Source organism: Phormidium sp. CCY1219 (assembly GCF_035615515.1).
GTDB lineage: Bacteria > Cyanobacteriota > Cyanobacteriia > Cyanobacteriales > Laspinemataceae > CCY1219.
This window is the reverse complement of record NZ_JAJENT010000519.1, coordinates 1-7,467: the sequence shown is the minus strand read 5'-3', so window position 1 is coordinate 7,467 and position 7,467 is coordinate 1. Positions and strand designations below refer to the sequence as shown.

Here is a 7,467-nt window from a genome sequence, read left to right as displayed (position 1 = left end):
GTTTTGACGGCGGCTAAAGCCGCAAGTTCGTTTTTCCTCCCCCGGCTAAAGCACGGGGGTTTCCAAACGTATCGGAGATTATCGTGAAAGTAGGGAGGAATTCTCGCTCATCCCAACCCAGCATTCAGGGAGGTTAATCAGTAGAAAAAATGAGGACTATCACGGCATTCTATCGGGAGTGGACCATTTCAGCAGTGCCCCTAGGAGAAGAATGGACAAACCGTTGTTTGCCCCCCGGTAGAAACACCATTTGCACGGACTGGGGAATTTACGACACCGCCGAGGCAGCACTGAGCGGCGCGCAAGAGTACATCGATCGCGCTGCCGCCATGTACGTCTTAGCCGAGGGGGTGCTAGAACTGTACGAAGCAGAAAAAATCAACCCTGACGATTGTCAGAGTTTGCTGCGATCGCTTGGTTATGGCTAAATGACTCAGCCCAAGGCAGGGTTAGCGGCGCGTCACATCCACCGGAGACTCAGCCACCCGGGTATTGAGAAACTCGCGCACGCGATTCAAATAAGTCACCGAATCTTCTAGCATCGGGAAATGAGCCGTATCGGCAATTTCCACAAACTGCACGAAAGACGGATTGAGGGCTGCTGCCTGACGTCCCATTTCTGCGGGAATAATGCGATCGCGTTCGCCTGCCACCAGCAGCACCGGCACCTGTAACTGGGAAAATTCGCGCGGCATCACTTCCGTTGCTTTTTTGCTCACCGAAGTAAAAATCGTATTGACCGCCGCCTCATAATCTGCCATCAAATAATCGGACAGAAAAGCACGGCTTGCCGCCGCCTGAATGGGGCGATATAAAAATCGTGCCATAAACATCCGATCCATCATCGGGACAAAAGCCAGCCACCGAGGGCGGTACTTCACCACCAGACTGCCCCATTTATGAAATGCGCTAAAGGCTTTTTCGTCGTATTCAAAGATTCCACTACAGGTTAAAATTGCCTTTTCAACTCGCTCTGGGTAGCGGTTGAGAAACAGAGTGGCCACTGATGCCCCCATTGAATGAGCATTCAGATAGACCCGTTCTAATTGCAACTCATCTAAAAGTGCGGCCAGGTCATCGGCGTAGGTTTCCAGCTCGTAATCGAGGGCTGGAGGCTGCAGGGGCAAGCGCGATCGGCCAAAACCGCGCATATCGTAAAGCAAACAATCAAACTCATCGAGCAGCGCGCGGGCGGTGGTTTGCCAATACCGACCGGAACCCGCCCAACCATGAAGAAACACCAGCACGGGTTTATTGCCGATGGGTGTTTCTTGGCCGATCCACTCGTAATAATGTTTGACGCCGCGAACCTGAATGTAGGGCATCCCGATTTTGGAGAATTTTAACTACGCTTTAGAGAGTTTACCATCAACTTTGAAACCCCAAGCGGCGAGAAGTGGGAAGGATGAAGCCAAAAAGTTCACAATTCAGACGAAGCGATCGCGGCAAAATTGCCCCTTCGTGCTGCATTGTTCATTCTTAAAGGCTTCATCCTTCTTCCTTCATCACATTTTTCATGCTGATTCCGGCTTGGGTAGAGAGGAAGGATGGAGCAGCAGCTCGGCTGTGGAGCGTTTTTCCACCATTTCCCGAGTAATCGTACAGAGAGTCACATCCTTGCGCGACGGCAATTCGTACATCACTTCGAGCATCAGTTCTTCCACGATTCCGCGTAATGCCCGCGCCCCCGTCTTGCGGCGGTAGGCTTCCTGAGCGATCGCCCGAATCGCTTCGTGCTTAAACTCGAGCTGTACGTTATCCATCCGCAGCAACTTCTGATACTGCTTCACCAGAGAGTTCTTCGGTTCGGTCAAGATTTCCGTCAGCGCATCTTCATCCAGCGGATCCACCACAGCCGCCACCGGGATCCGACCGATGAATTCTGGAATCATCCCAAATTTCACCAAGTCATCGGGCTGCAGATTCTTAATAATATCCGCCGTGCGCTTTTCCTTCGATGGACCCTCACCGGGTTGAACGAAGCCCATTGATTTTTTGCCAATGCGCTGTTCCACCACCTTATCCAGACCGACGAAAGCGCCGCCGCAGATAAACAGAATGTTACTGGTATCGATTTGAATGCAATCTTGATAAGGGTGTTTGCGTCCGCCTTGGGGAGGCACGTTAGCCACCGTACCTTCCAACATTTTCAGCAGTGCCTGCTGCACGCCTTCGCCGGACACATCTCTGGTGATCGAAGGATTTTCGCTCTTGCGCGCGATTTTGTCGATTTCATCAATATAGATAATGCCGCGCTGTGCCTCTTCAACATCCAGGTCTGCCACTTGTAGCAAACGAAGCAAGATATTTTCCACATCTTCCCCGACGTACCCTGCTTCAGTGAGCGTTGTGGCATCCGCTACGGCAAAGGGAACGTCCAGAATGTCAGCCAAGGTTTGCGCTAACAAGGTTTTCCCACAACCCGTCGGCCCGATCAGCAGAATGTTCGACTTTTGCAGCTCTACCAAATCGTCGCTAGCAATTTTCCCGCTGGCTTTCGCTTGAGCGAAGCTCAGGCGCTTGTAGTGGTTGTAAACCGCTACGGAAAGCACCTTTTTCGCTTCCTCTTGGCCGATTACATGCTCGTCGAGATGTTTTTTAATCTCGCGCGGCTTGGGAATTTGATTCAACGATAAATTGGCCGAGCGCGATCGCCGCTTTTGCGGCGGTTCTGCTGCGCGCGGAGGTACCGGTTGCGGGGCTGGAGTATTGGAGTCAAATAGCTCCTCATCTAAAATTTCATTACACAGATCCACGCATTCATCGCAGATATAGACTCCCGGACCTGCGATTAACTTGCGAACCTGCTCCTGAGATTTGCCACAAAAGGAACATTTTAGATGGGAGTCGTACTTAGACATAGACGGCCTCTTAGTTCTGTGCGGTAACAGCCTCTCCCGATGTCGGAAGACCCTGCTTGGTAATCACCTTGTCAATGAGACCATAATCTTTGGCCTCTTCTGCCGACATGAAAAAGTCACGATCCGTGTCGGCTTCAATTCGTTCGAGCGGTTGACCTGTATGTTCCGCCAGTAATTCGTTTAACGTTTGTTTGAGATAAAGAATTTCCTTGGCTTGAATTTCAATATCAACCGCTTGTCCCTGGGCACCACCGAGAGGTTGGTGAATCATAATCCGAGAGCTCGGCAGAGACATCCGCTTTCCCTTCGTACCGGCAGAGAGTAAAAAGGCTCCCATGCTGGCGGCCAACCCATAACAGATCGTCACCACATCGGGTCGAATCTGCTGGATGGTGTCGTAAATTGCCATGCCTGCTGTCACCGAACCCCCAGGGGAATTCAGATAGAGCTGAATGTCCTTCTCCGGATCTTCTGCATCTAAATAAAGCAGTTGAGCCACAATCGAGTCAGCAACGCTATCGTCGATCGGCGTTCCCAGAAACACGATTCGCTCCCGTAGCAGACGGGAGTAAATATCAAAACCCCGCTCGCCCATCCCCGACTGTTCCACCACCATTGGAATCACATTGGTGCTGATGGACTCAATTTCTGGGGAGTTCGAGCCAGCAATTGGAAAATAAGGGGTCTGAGATAGTAGCATCCGATCCAAATTCATGCGAGGGTCTGCCATCGAGCGAGTGGATGTCAAATGTTTCTCCTAGGCTAGAGCTTGCCAAATGAGTTGGCTCTCTGTTCTTATTATGCCGCAGCCAACCGAGGACTGGTGAAAATTTACAGAAAAATATCCAAACTCATTGACGTCTGGATCCATTTTCTGCTTGGTCATTTCCCTGGCTCCCGGTTTGGGCGGCTGCAACGAGCGGCTGAGCTTACTGGGGATTACTCACTGGCTTGAGATTCCGGTTCCACAGCAGTGGTTTCGATCGCATCTGACGATGCTTCTGCTTGTTCTGCTTCTGTTTCCCCTTCTTCTGCGGCCAGAGTCCCTGGACTCACCAGTTCAATGGTAGCGTGTTCTTCCAGCCACGCCAGGGCTTTTTCTTTCTGCAGTTCCGATCTGACGGCTTCGCGCAAGCGCTGCATATCCAGATCTGACGGCAATTGGTCTTTTAATTCTTCAATGCGGGCGTTGATGTCTGAATCGGTCACTTCGATATTTTCTCGATCGCTGACTTTTTTCAGGGCCAGGGATTGTTTCAGCTTCTCCATCGCTTCCGGTTTCGTTTGCTCGCGCAATGCCGGCAAATTTTCCTTCGTGTACAGCTTATTTACGTCAATCCCGTAATTGGCAAGCTGCATTGCCGATTGCTGCAACATGTTATCCACTTCGCGATCGACCAGGGTCTGGGGCAAATCCACTTCCACCACTTTCACCAATTCTTTGAGGATAGCTCCCTCTTTATTGGCTTTCGTCTCCCGTTCGGCTCGCTCTTTATGCTGGGACTCGATGGAGGAGCGCAGTTCGTCGAGGGTCTCGAACTCGCTAACTGCTTGGGCAAAGTCATCATCTAATTCCGGCAACTCTTTTTCTTTGAGTTCTTTCAGGGTGACTTGGAAGCGCGCTTCTTTGCCCTGTAAGTCTTCATTGGGATAATCTTGCGGAAAATTCACCGAAATTTCTTTCGTTTCCTCTGGATTCATCCCGATGACTCCTTCCACGAACCCTTCAATAAACCGACCTTCTTCGAGTTCGATCTGAAAATCTTGCGCTTCTCCTCCGGGCAGTGGTTCCGGTTCGGCTCCCGGTTCGGGGATAATTTTCCCTTCATAATCCACGATCGCCACATCCCCCTTCTGCGCGGGTCGCTCTTCTACAGGGATTAACGTGGCTTGCTCTTTGCGCCGTTCTTCTAAAAAGTTGTCTACCTCCGCCGGATCGTACTTGGCTTCTTCGGCTTTGACCTGCAAGTTCGCGTAATCCTGAAGCTCCACTTCTGGTGGCACGTCCACGGACACGGAAAAGGTCAGCGGTTCTCCGGGTTGATAGCCACTGATTAGCTCCTCGAAGGAACTCAATAGCTGAAAATTTCCCAGCGCTTGGATATCTTCTGACTCGATCGCTTTTTCGACGCAATCTTGAATCAAGTCTTCCAATGCTGCCGCTTTCACCCGCGAAGCGCCCAATCGCTGTAGCAACACCTGGCGCGGCACTTTGCCTTTGCGAAACCCAGGAATGCTAGCCTGTCGGCTGAATTGAGCGATCGCCTGGTCGTAGGCTTTCTTAGACATCTCGGACGGGACTTCAATTTCAAGGCCAAGTTGGCTGGCGGGAAGCTTTTCCTGGGTAACTTTCATCGGCTTTGACAAGACAAATTCTGCAGTTTCTCAAGTTTAAAGGGTCTGTGACGCCCTGTTGGATTGGCATCTGTACAACATGCTTTCCTGGCTCTTCCAAGTGCGGCGATCGCGCGCCGCTGACGCCAGACATAAGCTTCTCGCTAGGGGGCTGGCCAAAATCCCTACCTCCCTAGCTCGTTTGTCGCAAATATAGATCCTAGCCGATCGCGCGCGGCTATTTAACACCCCCGGGGAAAAAACTCTCTCCCGATGAAGGCGTCAGCTCTTTCGGGAGGCGCTCCCGAGGGATTTCCCCGCTCAAATCTTAAATTTTCCCAAAGACGCCAGAACAGAAAACCCCACGCCCTCCGCCGTGGCGCTGGTGACTCCCTCTCCCCTGGCTCATCGACCCGCCCGGGGCAAACCACCCCCACCGAACTCGATGCACTGGCGTCCTCGTGCCTCCCAACACCGAATAGCTCACCCTTGACTCCAATGCCGATCGCTCCACAATTCCCACCCAAAGAACGGTTTTTTTGCCATTCAATGCTTATAATAATATCAGAGCCAACCCCCGCTGTAATTCGGCACGAATGGCTTTCACACCCGATCGCCCTCGGGCAGTTTGAGGGTGCAACGAGTCCGCGCGAACCCCGCGCCAAAGCCCCCAGATGTACCTACGGCGGCACCAATCGGCAAGGAAACCTCCCTCGCTGCCGATTTCATTGGTCGGGGCGATCGCCCCACTCTAGTTGGGTAGCGATCGCACCGAAAGTTCCTCAAACCACCAGTTACCTCTCATTCATTGACCAACAACCAGCTAGCAAGCAATTTAGTAGCCGAAAACCGCTGGCAAAAACCTGCCTGAACCAACCCCCGGAGTAGCAATAGGGGAGATAAATTGCGATCGGGGGATTGGCGGAGCAAAAAAATCAGCCCTTCCCAGTGGATCCAGCCAGAGGGTTTAAATTCCAACCCCCCATTAACATCCGATTTAAAAGACTTATTACCACAAAAAAATTTTTATCGGCCAAAATACCATGAAAATTAAAACCCGCTAAAGAAATAACCTAGATAGAGAAAATTATTTGAATCTAAATCTATTGTGACTCAAGTCCCAGATATCAAGTTGAGAGGAGGAAATTGATTTGCCGAAATCTTACAAGATTGCGATTCTTGGCGCGACCGGTGCCGTAGGCACAGAATTGTTATCGTTACTGGAAACGCGCGCGTTTCCCCTATCCGAGTTAAAGCTGCTTGCCAGCGAGCGATCGGCGGGGAAAACCCTCCCCTTCCGAGGCCAACGGATCCCCGTAGAAGCCGTGGGAGAGCATTCGTTTGACAATGTAGACCTGGTACTGGCCTCGGCGGGGGGATCCACCTCGAAATGCTGGGCACCGAAAGCGGTGGAGGCCGGTGCGGTGGTGGTGGACAACTCCAGCGCCTATCGGATGGATCCGCAGGTGCCCCTAGTGGTGCCCGAGGTGAACCCAGAAGCCGCCGATCGCCATCAGGGCATTATCGCCAATCCCAACTGCACGACAATTTTGATGAACGTTGCCGTGTGGCCCTTGCATCAGGAACAAACGGTGCAGCGGATTGTGGTATCCACCTATCAATCCGCCAGTGGTGCCGGGGCGAGGGCGATGGAAGAAATGAAAGAGCAGGCGAAAGCAATTCTGGCAGGTCAGACGCCAAAAACCGAGGCATTCCCATACCCCCTGGCCTTTAATTTATTCCCGCATAATTCCCCGCTCGACGATCGCGGGTACTGCCAGGAAGAAATGAAAATGGTCAACGAGACGCGCAAGATATTTGGCGACTCTGACATCAAAATTACCGCCACCTGCGTGCGCGTGCCAGTGCTGCGGGCACATTCGGAAGCCATCAACCTGGAATTTGCCGCCCCATTCAGCGTGAGTCGGGCCAAAGAAATTTTGAGCGAGGCGGCGGGGGTGAAACTCGTAGAAGACTGGCAGGCGAATTATTTCCCCATGCCAATGGAAGCCACCGGTCGCGATGAAGTGTTCGTAGGTCGCATTCGCCAGGATATTTCCAATCCCAATGCGATCGAACTGTGGCTCAGTGGCGATCAAATTCGCAAAGGTGCCGCATTAAATGCAGTGCAGATAGCTGAGTTGTTAGTCGATCGCAATTTAGTGCGACCCACCGCAGTGGCGGTTTCCACTTAGTGTGGAGCGTCTATGCCGCGAGACGTGAACTCTGGGGTGTTGATTCAAAAAGTGGGGTTGGGCGAGGATATGATACC

General features: G+C 52.0%; 6 protein-coding genes. 2 read left to right on the top strand and 4 right to left on the bottom strand.

Annotated features, from left to right (window positions below):
• The first annotated feature begins 149 nt into the window (after positions 1 to 149).
• Positions 150 to 428, top strand: a complete 279-nt coding sequence (locus LKK83_RS13730; RefSeq protein WP_324631737.1) for a hypothetical protein — start codon at positions 150 to 152, stop codon at positions 426 to 428.
• 21 nt (positions 429 to 449) lie between these two features.
• Here the strand turns inward: LKK83_RS13730 and LKK83_RS13725 are convergent, their stop codons facing one another.
• The 4 genes from LKK83_RS13725 to tig form a co-directional block, all read right to left on the bottom strand.
• A complete protein-coding gene (locus tag LKK83_RS13725) occupies positions 450 to 1,325 on the bottom strand; it encodes an alpha/beta fold hydrolase (protein ID WP_324631736.1) in 876 nt (291 codons plus the stop codon).
• A gap of 189 nt (positions 1,326 to 1,514) precedes the next feature.
• Positions 1,515 to 2,861: an ATP-dependent protease ATP-binding subunit ClpX gene (clpX, locus tag LKK83_RS13720; RefSeq protein ID WP_324631735.1), complete on the bottom strand. Its 1,347-nt coding sequence runs from the start codon at positions 2,859 to 2,861 to the stop codon at positions 1,515 to 1,517.
• Between the two features lie 10 nt (positions 2,862 to 2,871).
• Positions 2,872 to 3,561, bottom strand: coding sequence for an ATP-dependent Clp endopeptidase proteolytic subunit ClpP (gene clpP / locus LKK83_RS13715; RefSeq protein ID WP_324631734.1), 690 nt, complete (start codon positions 3,559 to 3,561; stop codon positions 2,872 to 2,874).
• Positions 3,562 to 3,800: 239 nt separating this feature from the next.
• On the bottom strand, positions 3,801 to 5,216 hold the full coding sequence (gene tig, locus LKK83_RS13710) for a trigger factor (protein ID WP_324631733.1): 1,416 nt from the start codon (positions 5,214 to 5,216) through the stop codon (positions 3,801 to 3,803).
• 1,130 nt (positions 5,217 to 6,346) lie between these two features.
• Here tig and LKK83_RS13705 point away from each other — a divergent pair.
• The gene (locus tag LKK83_RS13705; protein WP_324631732.1) at positions 6,347 to 7,390 is read left to right on the top strand and encodes an aspartate-semialdehyde dehydrogenase; all 1,044 of its coding nucleotides are present in this window, start codon (positions 6,347 to 6,349) and stop codon (positions 7,388 to 7,390) included.
• Positions 7,391 to 7,467: the final 77 nt, after the last annotated feature.